Annotated in this window: 14 protein-coding genes; 9 read left to right on the top strand and 5 right to left on the bottom strand. The window is 58.8% G+C overall.

The genetic code is table 11. The features are described 5' to 3' along the window. The first annotated feature begins 13 nt into the window (after positions 1–13). The 6 genes from AC2FJB_RS07435 to ileS all read left to right on the top strand — a co-directional run bounded on the left by AC2FJB_RS07435 (position 14) and on the right by ileS (position 8,457). A complete protein-coding gene (locus AC2FJB_RS07435; protein WP_117872825.1) occupies positions 14–724 on the top strand; it encodes a VIT1/CCC1 transporter family protein in 711 nt (236 codons plus the stop codon). A gap of 75 nt (positions 725–799) precedes the next feature. Beyond that, positions 800–1,546, top strand: coding sequence for an NAD(P)H-binding protein (locus AC2FJB_RS07430; protein WP_496717757.1), 747 nt, complete (start codon positions 800–802; stop codon positions 1,544–1,546). Next, complete coding sequence (locus tag AC2FJB_RS07425; RefSeq protein ID WP_496717756.1) at positions 1,525–2,115, top strand: DoxX-like family protein; 591 nt, start codon at positions 1,525–1,527, stop codon at positions 2,113–2,115. Before AC2FJB_RS07430 ends, AC2FJB_RS07425 begins: the two co-directional genes overlap by 22 nt. Beyond that, positions 2,112–2,594 (top strand): DUF2269 family protein, encoded by a 483-nt coding sequence (locus AC2FJB_RS07420; RefSeq protein WP_496717755.1) that lies wholly within the window; start codon positions 2,112–2,114, stop codon positions 2,592–2,594. Before AC2FJB_RS07425 ends, AC2FJB_RS07420 begins: the two co-directional genes overlap by 4 nt. Before the next feature lie 77 nt (positions 2,595–2,671). Next, positions 2,672–5,380 (top strand): DUF2339 domain-containing protein, encoded by a 2,709-nt coding sequence (locus AC2FJB_RS07415; protein ID WP_496717754.1) that lies wholly within the window; start codon positions 2,672–2,674, stop codon positions 5,378–5,380. Between the two features lie 164 nt (positions 5,381–5,544). Next, complete coding sequence (ileS, locus tag AC2FJB_RS07410) at positions 5,545–8,457, top strand: isoleucine--tRNA ligase (RefSeq protein ID WP_496717753.1); 2,913 nt, start codon at positions 5,545–5,547, stop codon at positions 8,455–8,457. A gap of 42 nt (positions 8,458–8,499) precedes the next feature. Here ileS and AC2FJB_RS07405 read toward each other — a convergent pair whose 3' ends face one another. Then, a complete protein-coding gene (locus AC2FJB_RS07405) occupies positions 8,500–10,458 on the bottom strand; it encodes a lipase family protein (RefSeq protein WP_496717752.1) in 1,959 nt (652 codons plus the stop codon). A 133-nt stretch (positions 10,459–10,591) separates the two neighbouring features. On the opposite strand from AC2FJB_RS07405, the gene AC2FJB_RS07400 reads away from it, so the two are divergent. Next, entirely contained in the window at positions 10,592–11,047 is a 456-nt protein-coding gene (locus tag AC2FJB_RS07400; RefSeq protein ID WP_117869752.1) for a methylated-DNA--[protein]-cysteine S-methyltransferase, read from the top strand. 76 nt (positions 11,048–11,123) lie between these two features. Further along, entirely contained in the window at positions 11,124–11,591 is a 468-nt protein-coding gene (locus tag AC2FJB_RS07395) for a hypothetical protein (RefSeq protein ID WP_299898545.1), read from the top strand. 21 nt (positions 11,592–11,612) lie between these two features. Here the strand turns inward: AC2FJB_RS07395 and AC2FJB_RS07390 are convergent, their stop codons facing one another. The 4 genes from AC2FJB_RS07390 to fsa form a co-directional block, all read right to left on the bottom strand. After that, positions 11,613–12,308 (bottom strand): CDP-alcohol phosphatidyltransferase family protein, encoded by a 696-nt coding sequence (locus AC2FJB_RS07390; protein ID WP_117869750.1) that lies wholly within the window; start codon positions 12,306–12,308, stop codon positions 11,613–11,615. A 68-nt stretch (positions 12,309–12,376) separates the two neighbouring features. Further along, positions 12,377–13,297, bottom strand: a complete 921-nt coding sequence (locus AC2FJB_RS07385; RefSeq protein WP_496717751.1) for a tyrosine recombinase XerC — start codon at positions 13,295–13,297, stop codon at positions 12,377–12,379. Then, complete coding sequence (locus AC2FJB_RS07380) at positions 13,294–14,001, bottom strand: DUF484 family protein (protein ID WP_117869748.1); 708 nt, start codon at positions 13,999–14,001, stop codon at positions 13,294–13,296. The genes AC2FJB_RS07385 and AC2FJB_RS07380 overlap by 4 nt, the downstream gene beginning before the upstream one ends. A 198-nt stretch (positions 14,002–14,199) precedes the next feature. Next, entirely contained in the window at positions 14,200–14,853 is a 654-nt protein-coding gene (gene fsa, locus AC2FJB_RS07375) for a fructose-6-phosphate aldolase (RefSeq protein WP_117869747.1), read from the bottom strand. Positions 14,854–14,941: 88 nt separating this feature from the next. Between fsa and AC2FJB_RS07370 the strand changes: the two genes are divergently transcribed. Then, positions 14,942–17,137 (top strand): primosomal protein N', encoded by a 2,196-nt coding sequence (locus AC2FJB_RS07370; RefSeq protein ID WP_496717750.1) that lies wholly within the window; start codon positions 14,942–14,944, stop codon positions 17,135–17,137. The last annotated feature ends 44 nt before the right edge of the window (positions 17,138–17,181 follow it).

Raw genomic sequence — 17,181 nt, 5'->3', positions numbered from 1 at the left:
GAAGGAGCCAGCCATGACGGATCACGGTCACAGCCCGCAGGAAATCGCCGAACGGATCAACGCACCGCCCGGCCGAGGCGTGTTGCGCGACGTCGTCTATGGCGGCATCGACGGATCCGTCACCACGTTTGCCATTGTGGCAGGCGTTGCCGGGGCAGGTCTTTCCCCGTTCGTTATCGTGGCGCTTGGCCTGGCGAATGTTCTGGCTGACGGGTTTTCGATGGCTGCGGGCAATTATTCGGGCACCAAGGCCGAACTGGACAACATTCGCCGCATCCGCGCGGTCGAGGAACGCCACATCGCGTTGTACCCGGATGGCGAGCGCGAAGAAGTGCGTGAGATCCTTGCGCAAAAAGGGCTGACTGGCGACATTCTGAATGAGGCTACGGCAGAGATCACCTCGAGCACTGAAAACTGGATCAACCTGATGATCGAAGGTGAATATGGTCTGGGCAGTGTCGACCCGCATCCGATGAAGGCGGCGCTGGCCACCTTCTTTGCCTTTCTGGTGGCGGGGATGATCCCGCTGCTGCCGTTTCTCGCCTCGGTGCAGAATGCGTTTGCGATGTCTGCCTGGATGACCATGGGGGTCTTCTTTGCGATCGGTGCGCTCAAAAGCCGGTGGTCACTGGCCCCCTGGTGGCGGTCGGGGCTCGAGACGCTATTGATTGGCGGGCTGGCCGCGCTGATCGCGTATCTCGTCGGGTCCCTGTTCCATCCGTAATGTCGCAGTCCGGCGGTCATAACTGTTCAATTGCACCCGGTTGGGTAGAGTGATCGAAAACGGGCGCATGGGCCAATGTCACGACACGATCTTTCTGGAAAACAGGTTTTGGTTCTGGGCGCATATGGGTTCATTGGTGCTGCGGTTACACGAGCTTTACAGGCCGAAAGCGCAACAGTTCAGGGTATGGTGCGCGATCTTGAGCAAGGGTCAAAAATCCTGCCGGGTGTTTCTCTGAAACAGGGTGACCTGCGTGAGTTGCTTGTCGCGCAGGACTGGCAGGACCTGCTGACTGATGTGGATGTCGTGGTAAACTGCGCCGGCGCGTTGCAGGACAATGCAGACGATGACCTCGAAGCGGTGCACCACACTGCGATAGCAGCCTTGGCTGACGGCTGCATGGATCATGGTGCAAGTGTCGTCCAGATTTCTGCCATTGGTGCAGGAGCTGCGGCGAGTACGCATTTCCTGCGCAGCAAGGCGGCTGGAGATGCGGCGCTGCGCGCGTCAGGTGTGCCGCTCTGGATACTTAAGCCCGGTCTGGTCCTTGGACAGACGGACTATGGCGGTACCGCGTTGCTGCGTATGTTGGCTGCGGTGCCCTGGGTTCAGCCTCTGGCTTACCCTGACACGCCTGTTCAATGCGTGGGAATGCAGGATTTATGCAAGGCAGTGACCGACGCCGTTGCAGGTCACTTGCCGCAAGGCACATACGACCTTGTCGAAGATACCCCTCACAGCCTGGCTGAGGTGGTGCGCAGCACCCGGAGATGGCTTGGGTTTCCGGAACGCGCTTCGCTGTGGCCTTACCACCTATCCTGACAAAAGCCGTTGCAGAGCTGGCAGATGGGTTGGCCCGGGTTGGCTGGAAATCCCCGTTGCGAAGCACGGCGTTGACAGTCGTGGCAGATGGCGTGACCGGAGATCCCGAGCCCTATAGGGCGGCATCTGGGCTCGGGGTCGCTTCACTGACAGACATCTACGCCACGCTTCCGTGTGCCCGTGAACACAGGCTGACTGCGCAGATGACGTTGTTGATGCCGCTGGTCGTAGCGACACTCAGCCTGTTCTGGCTACTGTCAGGGCTATTTGGATTGGTCAGCTTGTCCACTGCCTCGGACGTTCTGATCGGAGCAGGGTGGTCAGCACCTATGGCTTTGGCCGGTGTTGTGTTCTGGTCATTGGGTGACATAGTTCTGGGTCTGGCCATTCTCTGGCGCCCGTGGGCTGCGCGGGCCTGTCAGGCTCAGATTGCTGTGGCCATGTTCTATCTGATAGCCGCCTCGATCACAGCGCCGGACCTGTGGTCTGACCCGTTGGGGCCCTTGGTGAAAATCCTGCCTGCAATGATCCTGTCGCTTGTCGCACTGCCCATGTTGGATCGCAGATGACGGACCCTGACCTTGTACTGCGTTGGCTGCATGTCATTGGTGCCTGCGTGCTGTTGGGCACGGGCGCGGGGATCGCCTTTTTCATGCTGATGGCCCATCGCAACGGCGATCCTCGCATCATTGCGCATACGGCAGGTATCGTTGTTCTGGCCGATCTTTTGTTCACCTCGACCGCTGTGATCGTTCAGCCCGTAACCGGCGCATTGCTTGCGTGGCGTATCGGGTGGCCCTTGAGCGAAGGGTGGATTGTGCTGTCTCTGGTGCTCTATGTTTTGACCGGCTTGTTCTGGCTGCCAGTCGTCTGGGTGCAAATCCGGTTGCGAAACTTTGCACGATGGGCGGAAGAGAAGGGAACGCAACTGCCGCGGGACTATTACCGCTTGTTCCGGTTCTGGTTTGTCTGCGGAATTCCGGCGTTTCTGGCGGTTCTGACGATACTCTGGCTGATGATCGCGCGTCCGGAGATTTCCGTGTTTTAAGTCGGGTCACGGCTTTCCTGACTGTCACTTGCCGGCGGCTCAAGATAGCTTGACCTCCAAAAGGATCGGAGACTCAGTTGGAATCGCTGCTTGTTCTTGTTGGCCTGATTGTTCTGGCCATCCCTGTGACATTGATTGCACTTTTGGTCGGACAGTCCCGGTTGCGGCGCCGGGTGGAGCAGCTGGAAGCGCAAATCGACGCCTTGGCTTCAGGCGATGCGACGGTCCTGCCGCAACCGAAACAGGAAACGCCTGCACCGCAACCTGCTGCAGAAGAGAAGCAGAGCAGGCCGGCACCCTGGTCGGCTCCAAAACGGCAGGAAGACAACAGTGCCGACGCTCAGGATGCAGACGTTTCTTCACCGGCTATAGTGTTTCGCCACGACAAGTTTGCGGCTCTGGGCGCGTGGCTGCGCGAGAACTGGTTTTATGTGGTTTCGGCCCTGTCTCTGGCATTGGCTGGCATTTTCCTTGTGCAATACGGCGTCGAAAACGGTTTGCTGCCTCCGGCGGCCCGTGTTTTTGCAGCCCTGGGTTTCGGCGCTGTTCTGATTCTTGCAGGCGAGGTGTTGCGTCGGAAGTTCGGGGATGATGAGGAGGCGGCCACTGCCTATTTACCCTCGGTCTTTTCCGGTGCCGGGCTTGTCACTTTGTTCGGGGCGATCCTGTCTGCCCGCCAGTTGTATAACCTGATCGGTGCCGAAACGGCACTGACAGGAATGGTCGTTGTCGCGATGGTGGGCCTTGTTCTGGGGTGGTTCCACGGTCCACTGCTGGCTGCGGTCGGTCTGATCGGAGCCTTTGCCGCTCCTTTCCTGGTCGGAGGCGCGTCCGACAATCCCTCTTGGCTGTATGCATATTTCCTATTGGTTGCCGTTTTGGGGCTGGGTATCGATACGGTGCGGCGCTGGGCATGGATTTCGGTGCTAGCGCTGTTCGGGGCATATGCGGCGAACCTGCTCCTGGCGACCAGTGCCCCAAATACAGAACCTGGTTACTTGATCGCCGCAACTGTGCTGGCGCTTTTCGCAACCGCCATTCCGGTGCGGCGCATTTGGCCGGATCATGCGGGCCCCATGCTGTCTGAGATGATCCGCCATCCCAAGGTTCGCCCTTGGCCCGAATTCCCAACCCGTCTGGCTGTAGGAGCCATTGCGGCAAGTACGGTGATCCTGTCCTGGCATTGGGCGGACACAGAGGCTGAATTCTGGTTAGGCGTCAGCCTGTTGTCCGCCCTCATTCTGGCATTGCTCTTATGGACCAAGGATGCACCGGCGTTGCAAGACCTGACTGTTCTGCCTGCTGCCGGATTGGTGTTTTTTGTTGCCTCCCATGGGCTTGAGAACGGCGCGGCTCTGTACAGGTTCGCCGAGGCTTACGCAGAAACGCCCGAGGCGGACTATCCGATGGTGGTCACTGTGCTGGTCGCCTTGGGAGCGTTGATGTCAGCCCTGATGGCATGGCGGTCATTTACGGCGAGCCAGTATCGCGCCGTCTGGGCCGGAGGAGCCGCGCTTTTTGCCCCTTTGCTGGCCATCGCGCTGGAAATTGGCTGGCATCCGGCTTTGGTGATCGGAGCCTACCCCTGGGCGCTCCATGCGATCGCACTGGCTGTGCTGATGGTGGTTCTGGCAGAACGTTTTGCCCGTGTTGACGGCGATGACCGGATGCGAGCGGCTCTGGCCACTCTGTCCGCGTTGTCGTGTCTGGTATTCGCCTGCGTCATCGTGCTCAGTTCATCGGCGCTCACGGTTGCTCTGGTGGCCAGCGTTGTGGTTGCAGCAGCGTTGGACCGCAGGTTCATCTTGCCGCCGATGAGCTGGTTTATCTGGGCGGGTGTCTTTACTGTTACCGTTCGTTTGGTGCTTGATCCGGGTCTGGATTGGGCCAATTCCGCTCCGGTGCTTGAAATGGCGATGGTCTACGGCGCGGCCACATTGGGATTTGTCGCGGGCTGGTGGCTTTTGCGTCCGTTGAAACGCCCCCTGGCGGCGCTGCTGTTGGAAAGCGCGGCCTGGGCGACAGCGGGTATCCTGCTTTCATTGTTGCTGCTGCGTTGGCTCGAAGGCTTTGGAGAGGGCGGCGCTGACAACAGCCATTGGGGCCTGGGTCTGTTGGCCGTCATCTGGCTTTTGCTTGCGTTTGCGCAGGTGCAAAGGTTCGGGCTGGGTGGCAAGCTGAACTACCTTCGATACCTGCTGGCTCTGTTCTTTGCAGCTCATGGTCTTTTCTATCTGATGTTGGCATTGGCGGACCAGAACCCATTGCTGAATCCGAACGCAGACCCGGTGCTTGGGCCGCCGCTTCTGAATTCACTCGCCATTGCCTATTTGTTGCCTGCATTGGTTGTTTGGGGTTCTGCTTGGCGAATCAGGGAAATGCCGAAACAGATCATGCAAGGAAGCTATGCCGCCGCAGGGATGTTGGCCGCAGTTTGGTTGGGCTTGGCGATCCGCCACGTCTGGCAGGGCGCAGGGGGTATGTATGAAGGCAATGGCGTCACTCAGCCCGAGCTCTACACCTATACCATCGTTCTACTGATGATCGGGGCCGCTCTATTCTATCAATCTCTGGCCCGCAGGTCCGACGTAATGCGCAAAGCCGGTTTGGCCGTGATCGGGCTGGCCGTGGCCAAGGTCTTCCTGATTGACATCGCCGGTCTGGGTGGCCTGATCCGGGTGTTCTCGCTGCTGGCGCTGGGTCTTGCTCTGGCTGGTCTTGCGTGGCTGAACCGGTGGGCGAAACTGCGCCATTCGCTGCAACGGGCGGAACCTCTGGACCATTAGGTGCAGGCGTCATATAAGCGCGGCCATGCATGACCGGATGGCCATCATTATTCGAATTATATCCCCGGCGCTCTGATATCGCGAGACGCCGGGCAAAGGTGTTTGAGACTTCGCACCGACCGCTTCGATCCTAGTACGACCAGATCATCCAAAGGACGCCCCCAATGTGCGCCGACACGATCCAAACACCTGATTACAAAGACACGCTGAACCTGCCCAAAACTGATTTCCCCATGCGCGCTGGCTTGCCCAAGCGCGAACCCGCATGGCTGGAGCGGTGGGAGACCATCGGCGTCTACGACCGCCTGCGCGAGAAACAGGGCCGCACGCCCTTTACGCTGCACGATGGCCCCCCCTATGCGAATGGCCATCTGCATATCGGCCACGCGTTGAACAAGACCATCAAGGACATGATCGTGCGCTCCCACCAGATGATGGGCTTTGACGCGCGATATGTCCCCGGTTGGGACTGCCACGGCCTGCCGATCGAATGGAAGATCGAGGAACAATACCGCAAGAAGGGCAAGAACAAGGATGAGGTGAACATCGTCGACTTCCGTCAGGAATGCCGCAAATTCGCCGAGGGCTGGATCGACATCCAGCGCGAAGAGTTCAAGCGTCTGGGCATCACTGGCAACTGGCCCGTTCCTTATATCACCATGGACTATCACGCCGAAGCCGTGATCGCAGACGAATTCATGAAGTTCCTGATGAACGGCACGCTGTATCAGGGATCGAAGCCTGTCATGTGGTCGCCCATCGAAAAGACTGCGCTGGCCGAGGCCGAGGTCGAGTATCACGACAAGGAAAGCTTTACCATCTGGGTGAAGTTCAAGGTCGTCAACGCTGGCGATCTGGATGATGCCTATGTGGTGATCTGGACGACGACGCCGTGGACCATGCCGTCGAACAAGGCCGTCGTCTATGGCAAAGACATCTCCTACGGTCTGTACGAAGTTATCGACACGCCCGAGGAATGTTGGGCAAAAGTGGGCGACAGGTTCCTGTTGGCCGACAACTTGGCCGCCGATGTATTGGGCCGTGCCCGTCTAAACGACGATCAGTGGACCCGTGTGCGCGACGTGACCGCTGACGAATTGGAGAGCGTTCAGTTGCTTCACCCGTTGGCCGGGGCCGAAGGCGGCAACGGCGAATGGGACGACATCCGCGATTTCCGCGCCGCTGACTTCGTGACCGATACCGAAGGCACCGGTTTCGTACACTGTGCGCCCTCGCACGGTATGGAGGAATTTGAACTCTACCGCGATCTGGGGATGCTCGAGCAGGTCATAACCTACAACGTGATGGACGACGGCTCGTTCCGTGCCGATCTGCCTTTCTTTGGCGGCAAATACATCCTGTCCCGCAAAGGCGGTGAGGGCGATGCGAACAAGGCCGTTATCGACAAGCTGGTCGAGGTTGGCGGGCTGCTGGCGCGTGGCAAGATCAAGCACAGCTATCCGCATTCGTGGCGTTCGAAAGCTCCGATCATCTATCGCAACACGCCGCAGTGGTTTGCATCCGTTGACCGCAAGCTGAACGACGGTATGGGCGAGATGGGGGATACCATCCGCGAACGCGCCCTGCGGTCCATCGACGAGCTGGTGAAATGGACCCCGCAGACGGGCCGCAACCGCCTGTATTCTATGATCGAAGCCCGCCCGGACTGGGTTCTGTCGCGCCAGCGCGCCTGGGGTGTACCGCTGACCTGTTTCACCAAGAAAGGTGCTCTGCCCACCGATGCGGATTACCTGCTGCGCAATGAAGAACTGAACGCCCGCATCAAGGCGGCGTTCGAAAAGGACGGCGCAGACGTCTGGTATACCGAAGGCTTCAAGGAAAAGATCCTCGACGGCATCGTCAATCCTGACGACTACGATCAGGTCTTTGACGTGCTGGATGTGTGGTTCGACTCGGGTTCGACTCACGCGTTCGTTCTGCGCGATCGCGAGGACGGAACCGAGGATGGCATTGCAGATGTCTACATGGAGGGCACCGACCAGCACCGCGGCTGGTTCCATTCGTCCATGCTGCAGGCTTGCGGCACCAAGGGCCGCGCACCATACCGGAACGTGGTGACTCACGGTTTCACGCTGGATGCCAAGGGCAACAAGATGTCCAAATCGCTGGGCAACACCATCGTGCCGGAAGAGGTCATCAAGCAATATGGCGCCGATATCCTGCGCCTGTGGGTGGCACAGACCGATTATACCGCCGACCAGCGGATCGGGCCGGAAATCCTGAAAGGCACCGCCGACAGCTATCGCCGCCTGCGCAATACCATGCGGTTCATGCTGGGATCATTGGCCGATTTCACCGAGGCGGATCGGGTTGATCCCGCAGACATGCCGCGCCTGGAGCGCTGGGTTCTCAGCCGTCTGGCGGATTTGGATGAGCAGGTGCGCAAGGGCTATGCGTCCTTCGATTTCCAGGGCGTGTTCAGCGCAGTGTTCACTTTCGCGACCGTAGACCTGTCTTCGTTCTACTTCGACGTCCGCAAGGATGCGCTTTATTGCGATGGTGACAACCTGCGGCGTCGTTCTGCCCGCAGCGTGCTGGACATTCTGTTCCATCGCCTGACCACATGGCTGGCCCCCGTTCTGGTCTTCACCATGGAAGAGGTCTGGCTGGAGCGGTTCCCGGGCGCCGACAGTTCGGTCCATCTGGTGGACTTCCCGGATACACCCGTCGATTGGCGCGACGCTGAGCTTGAGGCCAACATGGCTAAGGTTCGTCGTGTGCGTCGGGCCGTAACCGCCGCGCTGGAAATCCAGCGTCAGGACAAAGTGATCGGTTCCAGCCTCGAAGCGGCACCGATTGTGCATGTCGAGGATGGTGACACCCGCGATCTGCTGGCCACGTTCGACGTGGACGACATGTGCATCACCTCGGGTCTGACGGTGACCGGCGATCCTGCCCCGGCCGAGGCGTTCCGTGTGCCGGAAATCGAAGGCGTTGCCGTCGTATGCGAAAAAGCAGAAGGCGAGAAATGTCAGCGCTGCTGGAAAATCCTGCCTGATGTGGGCCGTCACACCCACGCGGGTGTTTGCGGGCGCTGTGACGAAGCGCTTGGATAAGTCAAATCGCCCCCTCGGGTTCACTCGGGGGGGCTTTCCTGCCTATGTCTGCACTGCCTGCGGGACAGGATTGAACAGGTCAAAGCCAATGGCAGGGTCCGTCAGCGCATTCCAAACCTGGTAATCTGTGAAGTAACCGGTATGCCCTCCGGGATCGACCGGGATGTTCCGGTTCGCAAAAATCAGCCCCCCCTCGATTTCCGTTCCAACAAAATCGTCCTGCCGGAAGATGTTGAACCACGCGGCGTTCAGATGACTGGCCGCAAGGGTGAACATTTCGGGAAAATAGCGCTGATAGATATGCGTGACCGGGGAACCCATTGTAACGAGAGTCAGAGGTCGGCCGCCAACACGCTTTTGGACACGTGGGTCGGTAAGCATCTGTGTGGCAATCACGGTGCCCTGTGAATGGGATATCACCGTAACGTGATCTGCTGGAAAGATATCGAGAACATAGTACAACGTGCGATAGAAACGTTCGTCTATCGCCTTGCGATCCGGGTAGTTGCGTTGCCGCGTTTCCAGGTCTTTTCCCAGATAGCACTTGTCGCGAATGGCGTAGGTAACGATATCTCGTGCCACGCCCAATCCGGCGGAAACAAAATCAGAGAATCGATACATCAACGCAGTTGCACCAAGCACGATCAGGCCGATCTCGCCCTGCGAACAAGCCAACCTGTCCAGAGCCCAACTGATCAGGTTGGTATCCATTATGCCAACGTTGCATGCGGCTTCAAAATTTTGGTTGGCCGCGATCTCGCGGATCGTAACCAGAACCAGCACGATTGTGCCAAACAAAAAGACCCACTGCGCCAGCCGATTCACAATCGCCCGGCTGATCAGGCCATTGCGGGTGTGAAGGTTGGCTTTGTACGTCTTCCGGCCCGCAAAAAGCCCGACCCCAACGAAGCCCAGAAGGACGATGGCCACGAAAGCCACGCTGAGTGTTTCGATGGACTCGTTCAAATTGCTTTCAAAAAGACGTTGCAGTTGACCTCCGGACAACCACGAAACGGTCTCCAGCAATTGCTCAATGGTCAACCAAAGACCGGAAATGAAAAACATCCAGAAAACAAGCATGCCTGCGCATATGCTGGGGTAAAGCCGCCTGTGCTCTGTTAGCGTATCATTGATCTGAAGCTTTGCCAGAGACAGCGCGTAAAGAATGATCGTCAGGAAGATAAGTACAGCCCAGAAGAGGGACAGCAGAAAAACCTGAAAAGCCACGAATTGCTCCAGAGCCGGTGGGCAGCTTACCGTGTCAGAAGGAACGCAGGCCCAAAATTCCAGACCCAGCGGCCCCAAGATCAGACAGAGAGTCAGTACTGCCCCCATTCCGAGCATTCCGCGCCAGAAGACCCGCCTGAGATAGGTCGGCGCTGCCCGGCTTTGCCCCAGCCCAACAACGGTCCCACCGGCGTAAAGCCCAAACAGCAGCAAGAATAACAGGGCAGGGTTCTGGGAAAACGAGACAGGTATCCGATCGGTCATGACCGCTGCGGCACCGATCAACAAATAGACGTTCAGCGTCGCAACCGCACCGAAGAAGATCCAAGTGAAAAGGTGAACCAGTTGCGCTGCCAGTGTGTTCCGGCCATTGGGCTGGTCCGGGGCAACGCCTTTGCGGCTATGGGTCTGCTCGGCGTTGTCCATCGCCAAATAACCCAGAGCCAGAATGACCCAAATCAGATCCATTACAGTTTTGATGGCTCCTTTCGGGGCCGGAGACCGATCGGCCCAATAAACTTCTGCAAACATGGCCTTGTCCTGTGGGACAGCCGGGTCGGTCACTGTGCGCAGATTGACTTCGAACAACTCTGCATTTCTCGGGTTTCCGTCGAAGGTGGATTCGGCCAGTTCGATCATTCCGCGTTCGACTTCGATCGGGGGTCTGGGTTTTCCATCCAGCCAAGTTGTTGCGGCACCGACCACCTGATCGACGGTTTCACCGGGTTTTTGTTCACCGATTCCATGTACCGTGAGGATCAAATGACGACCCATTGCGTTCTCCAAATCTCTTTAAGTAACGACAGAAGCGTATCATGAATGGTGCCATTGCCCAAAAGTGATGCGTTGCGCGGTTTTGCACGCCCCTGCGCTTGCGCTTGGCGGTTTGATCTGAAACCGTCGATCCATGGCGATGATTTCCGTTGAAACCCGTTTCGGACGACTTGGTGTTGAAGAAACAGACGGGGCCCTTACGCGGCTTGTCTGGAACGGCAGGGACAAAGGCGAACCGACCGCGTTGCTGCGCGAAGCCGCCGCCCAGCTGGGGGCCTATGATGAAGGGCGACTTGACCGCTTCGATCTGCCATATCGCATTGACGGATCAGAGTTTCAAAAGCAGGTCTGTCACATCATGTATGCCATTCCGCTAGGAGAAACGCGCACCTATGGCGATATAGCAAAGGCATTGGGGCAGCCCGCCCAGCCGGTTGGCCAGGCATGCGGTGCAAATCCGATCCCTGTGATTATTCCTTGCCACCGGGTTCTGGCCGCCAATGGCCTGGGCGGCTTTTCGGGCGACGGTGGTATTGAGACAAAAGTTGCCCTCTTGCGACATGAGCGAGCGGCAGGCCTTTTGATCTGAGCATCGAAATTCGGTTGCAATCCGCTTTCTGCAGGCACAACTTGTAATTGGTGCAGAATTTGAAGGACCGCATTGCATGACCACTGAACAAGACCGTGCAGCCAGCAAGAAGGCCATTGTAGACCGGTTGATGTCGCTCGAAGCGCAAGAGCTTGCAACAGCGCAGGCGCATTACGACGCGTTTTTGAAAGATGCTCAATTGGACGACCGGGAAGGTCACGACAAAGATGACATTGCCGCATCGCGTGAGAACGCCGATCTGGCGGCTGCCTTTGACGCCCCGGTCCACGCGCATCATGCCAAGATTGATGTCATCGAAAATACCGATTTCAGTCTGACCGACACGGTCAAACCGGGTGCTGTGATCAAGTTCAACAATCGCAGATTTGTCGTTTGTGTCTCGACGACGCGGTTCGAGGTGGACGGTAAGACCTATATGGGCATTTCAACTCAAAGCCCGATTTATCTGGCTATGGCCGGCCTGCAAGAGGGCGACGTCTTTACCCATAACAGCACCGAATTCGAGGTGCAGGAAGTTCTGTAAAACGGCTCAGGCAGCGCTGCCTCAGACGTGGCGCTGCGGAATGATCTGTTGGGCGATGCCTGCAAAGGTCAGGTACAGGCTGGTGATTACCAGCCCCCAATGGGCCCAGCTTTCGGGGTGAAAATCGACCCAGGCGGCCCAACCCGCGAAAAACGTCCATGCCAGTGCCATCGGCAAGGTCAGGCTGCGCCAGCGCTCGGTGCGTACGGGATGGACGAACTTTAGTGGCAGGAACATGGCCAGCGACAGCAGCGTGACCAGCAGCAGGATGACCCAGAAACTCGGCTCTAGCGCGAAGATCACGATGACGAACATGTTCCAGCACCCGGGAAAGCCGGAAAAGGAATTGTCCTTGGTCTTCATGCGTGTATCCGCGAAATACATCGCACTGGCAAAGGTTATCACGATGATCGCGAACCATCCGGTCCAGCCGTCCATCAGCCCCGACTTGAACAGGGCAAAGGCCGGGATGAACACATATGTCAGGTAGTCAATGATCAGATCCAGCAGAACGCCATCGAACTCGGGCGCATTGTGCTTGACGTGATAGTGTCGTGCCAACGGACCATCGATACCGTCTACAATGAAAGACACGACCAGCCAAAGATACATAAGGCTCCATTTCTCTTCGACGGCAGCCAGCATGGCCAGCATGGCAAAAACAGCGCCTGTTGCAGTGAAGAGATGAACGGAAAGAGCTTTGAATCTGAGTGTCATGCAAGCGTCATGACCGATGCGCGTCTGAGATGCAAACCAAAAGCCCGGGTTTTCGAGTGATGTGTAAGTCAGGCTTTTGGGTGCGCGCGGTTGTAGACTTCCATCAACCGCGCAGTGTCTACTGCCGTATAGGTTTGCGTCGTCGACAAAGAAGCGTGGCCCAGCAACTCCTGAATGGCGCGCAGGTCGCCACCGGCTGAAAGCAGGTGGGTCGCAAAGCTGTGCCGCATAGCGTGGGGTGTTGCAGTAGAGGGCAATCCCAATTGCATACGGGCTTTGGCCATGACCCCCTGGATCGCACGCGGGTTCAGTGGCCCGCCACGAACGCCCCGAAACAGGGCCGCGTCATGTGTTTTTGCGTGTGGACACAGCTGCAAGTACCGGTCTACCGCGTCGCGGGCGGCAGGAAGAACCGGAACGATCCGCTCCTTGTCGCCTTTCCCGATGATGCGCAGTGTCGCAGGCAACGGTGCGTCCGCTCCGGTCAGCGATAGCGCCTCGGATATGCGCAGGCCGCAGCCATAGAGCAGCGTGACGACAGCGACATCACGAGCGGCGACCCAGTCGGATGTGGATTGCAGTTCCACAGTATCGATCATGGTTCGCGCGGCGTCTTCGGCCAGTGGACGGGGCAGTTTTTTGGTGAATTTTGGCGCGCGGGTGGACAGAACGGCTGTGGGTTCGAACTCCTCACGCTCTGCCAGCCAACGATAGAAGCTCTTGACCGCAGACAGTTTGCGCGCCAACGATCGTGCGCTTACGTCTGCGCTGCGCTGATCCGCCATCCAGGCGCGCATGTCCGATACCGTGATCCGTTCAATCGCTTTCAGCCCCTGTCGTTCAGAGTGATGCAGTGTCATGAACGACAGAAATTCGGTGACATCACCGCGATAGGCGTTTTGCGTGTTCTCGGATCTCGCGGCCAGCGCGCCCAGACTGTCCAGCCAGTGCTGCAGCGCGTCGCGGCACGCGGGTGAGATCAGGCTCACGACAGCCAGTGACGCATCGAGCGTTCGAATACGCCGGCAAAAAAGGCCAGAAGATCAGTGCCCAGCTGTGGCGTGAAATGTCGCGGGTCCCGGGCTGCCATGACGATCATGCCTGGAAGGCGGCCTGGCCCAAGGTCGAGTTTCAGGCAGGCCTCAGAGCGGAGCTGGCCAGCCTGAGACCCGAATATACGGCGGCTTGGCTGATGGATTTCCCGCAAGATTACGTCCCGTGCGGGGCCACCGCGATCAATGGTCAGATATCGGTCGATGAAACCGGGCTCCGCGATCGTCAGGACGCCACCCAGCGTGTCAATCGCAGGATCGTTCTGAACCACGGTGGTTTCCAGAACCAGCGTAACGCTATCGACGCGCAGGATGTCTGCGACGTCAGCGCCCAGCGCGCGGAGGAAACCTTCAAACTCGACCGGTTCCAGCAGGCGCAGAATGGCGCGGTGTACCTGATTGGTGCCCGCGAGGTTTTCATAAGCTGCTGCAATGACCGAGCGATGAGTGTCTTCCAGCCGATCCAGCCGGGCCTCGAGCCGTTGCATGGCAATGCCGCGCAGGTCGATCACGTTGTCGCCGCGTGCCTGCTCGTTGGCTGCAACAAGTGCCTGCATCAGGTCCTTGTCGTCCAGCACGACGTCCGGCTCGGCCAGTATCGCTGCGCGGAGGTTGTCCTCGAGTTTGGGGTTACTGCTCATATCCCGTCCGGTCTTTTTTTGTTGTCGCGGCTTATAACATGCCGGACGGGGTTTGCCTTGGGAAAAATGCACGCAGGGATGGATTTCCTTGCGTGCTGTGGCGAGGGAGCTCCCGCCTGCCACGCCCGATCACAGATAAGACATTTGGCCTGTGGGCCGGGCGCGGCGCCGTTCGGCATCGCGCGGTCGCGCCTGGGATCAGAGGATCTTCTGGCCGGTTTTGGCCCAGTCCGCCAGGAAGGTTTCCAGACCTTTGTCCGTCAACGGATGGTCGGCCAGTTTCTTGATCACGGCGGGCGGTGCGGTGATCACGTCGGCCCCGATGCGGGCGCTGTCGGTCACGTGGTTGACGGTACGGATCGATGCGGCAAGGATTTCGGTCTCGAACCCGTAGTTGTCATAGACTTGGCGGATGTCTGCGATCAGATCCATACCGTCGAGGTTGATGTCGTCCAGGCGGCCGATGAAAGGTGAGATGAAGGTTGCGCCCGCTTTGGCGGCCAGAATTGCCTGATTGGTAGAAAAACAGAGCGTCACGTTGACCATCTGGCCTTCGTCGCTGAGCGTTTTGCATGTTTTCAGGCCCGCCCATGTCAGCGGAACCTTTACGGCGATATTCGGCGCGATCTTGGCCAGCTTGCGGCCTTCGGCGATCATGTCATCAGCTTCGGTAGCGACAACCTCTGCCGATACCGGGCCGTCGACCAGTTCACAAATCTCCTTGGTTACTTCCAGAATGTCGCGACCCGATTTCAGGATCAGTGAGGGGTTGGTGGTTACGCCGTCCACCATGCCCAGATCGTTCAGTTCGGCGATGGCGTCGATTTCGGCTGTGTCTACGAAGAATTTCATGAGGGCAGTCCTTTGATGGGTTGGCCTTGGTCGCGGATGGCTTTACCTCAAAGAGACCCATGCTGGAACCCCCTGCGAAGGACATGCCGTGAGCGCTAACGGATTTTTCGACCAAGGAGAGCTGGTTGCGGTGCTGACAACGCAGCCGCTGGACCGGACGCTGGATTACAAAGCGCCCGAGGGAGGGTGCTTTCTGGGTGCGTTTGTCGAAGTTCCTTTGGGTCCGCGCAAGGTGCTGGGGGTGGTCTGGGGGCCGGGGCAGGGCGGTTTTGATCTGAGCAAGGCGCGGTCGGTGATCCGGGTTCTCGAAGTTGCACCAATGCGCGAAGAGATGCGGGTGTTTCTGGAGAGGGTTGCCGATTACACTCTGACGCCAATGCCTGCGATGCTGCGTCTTGCTACGCGGGCGCCGGGCCTGGGTGATCCGCCGTCTATGCGCAAGGTCTACCGGCTGGGCAATGCTGAACCTGACCGAATGACCGATGCCCGGAACCGGGTTCTGGAGGTGTTGCGGGATTATGGCGGGCTGGCCTTTACCTTGAAGGAACTCGCCGAACAGGCGGGCGTAACGTCATCTGTTGTCAAGGGGTTGGTCAAACAAGGCGCCGTGCGCGAAGAGGACAGCCCGCGCGACCTGCCTTATCCGCATCTTGATCCGGACCTGCCCGGTAAAGACCTGACAGAGGATCAGGCGGCGGCGGTCAAGCGGCTTCAGGCCGGGCAGCAGACAGGCGATTACGGCACCACGCTGCTGAAAGGCGTTACCGGTTCCGGTAAGACCGAGGTCTATTTGGAGGCCGTGGCCGAAGCGCTGCGCATGGGGCGGCAGGCATTGGTTCTGCTTCCCGAGATTGCCCTGACCGCAGAATTTCTGACCCGGGTTGAGGCGCGATTTGGTGCGCGCCCGGCGGAATGGCACTCTGGCGCGACGATGACGGAACGGCGTCGGGTCTGGCGGATGGTCGGACAGGGGAATGCGCAACTGGTTGTGGGCGCCCGGTCGGCGCTGTTTCTGCCATTCCGCGATCTGGGGCTGGTGGTCGTCGACGAAGAACACGACACGTCCTACAAACAGGAAGACGGCGTGCATTACAGCGCCCGTGACATGGCAGTTCTGCGCTCGGCGATCTGTGGCGCCCGGGTGATTCTGGCCAGTGCGACGCCTTCGCTGGAAAGCTGGGCCAATGCCGAGGCCGGCAAATACGAACGGCTCGATCTGACCTCGCGCTTCGGAGAAGCAGTTTTGCCCGAGATGAAGCCCATCGACATGCGGGCCGAACAGATGACGCCCGGAACGTGGGTTTCTCCGTCTTTGCGGCAAGCGGTGCAGCAGCGGATCGAAAGAGGCGAGCAATCGCTTCTGTTCATAAACCGCCGTGGCTATGCGCCGGTAACGTTGTGCCGGGCCTGCGGTGAGCAGATTGCCTGTGACCATTGCGACGCGCGCATGGTCGAACATCGGTTTCTCAAGCGGCTGATGTGCCACCAATGCGGTGAAACCAAGCCGATGCCCGAAGCCTGCCCCTCCTGCGGCGTGGAAGGCAAGCTGGCCCCGGTCGGGCCGGGCATTGAGCGGTTGGCTGAAGAAGCCGAGGCGACGTTCCCAGACGCCAACATCGCGATGCTGAGCTCTGATCTGTTCGGCTCGGCGCGGGCTTTGAAGGCCAAGATTGAAGAGATTGCTGCAGGGGATGCCGATATTATCATCGGCACTCAATTGGTGGCCAAAGGGCATAACTTCCCCAAACTCACTCTGGTCGGCGTGATTGACGCTGATCTGTCATTGCACGGCGCGGACCTCCGCGCGGCTGAGCGTACGTTTCAATTGATGCGGCAAGTAGCCGGGCGCGCGGGGCGTGCGGACAAGCCGGGTCAGGCGTTGTTGCAGACGTTTCAACCGGAACACCCGGTGATCCGGGCCATCCTTTCGGGTGATGAGGAAGGTTTCTGGAAAGCCGAGGCGGCAGGTCGGCAGGCGGCAGGAGTGCCGCCTTATGGTCGCATGGCCGGGATCGTGTTGTCGGGGCCCGAGGTTGGACCGGTTTTCGATATCGGCAATGCATTGGCGCGCAACGATACACCTTTGACGCAGATCGGTGGGCAGGTATTTGGCCCTGCGCCAGCACCCATCGCTCGTATACGTGGCCGCCACAGAGTGCGTCTGTTGGTGAAAGCCCCCAAGGGCGCGCCGATCCAGGATGCCATTTCCCGCTGGATCGCGCCTTTGCGCCTGAAGGGTGACATCCGTCTGACAGTCGATATCGATCCGCAGAGCTTTTACTGACATCTGCATTTGCGCAGAGTGACTGTGTGCGCGCGGCTTCCCTC

The organism is Ruegeria sp. CDSC085 (assembly GCF_059610465.1).
Note: the sequence above shows the minus strand (reverse complement) of the source record. Positions and strands in the feature narration are given on the sequence as shown.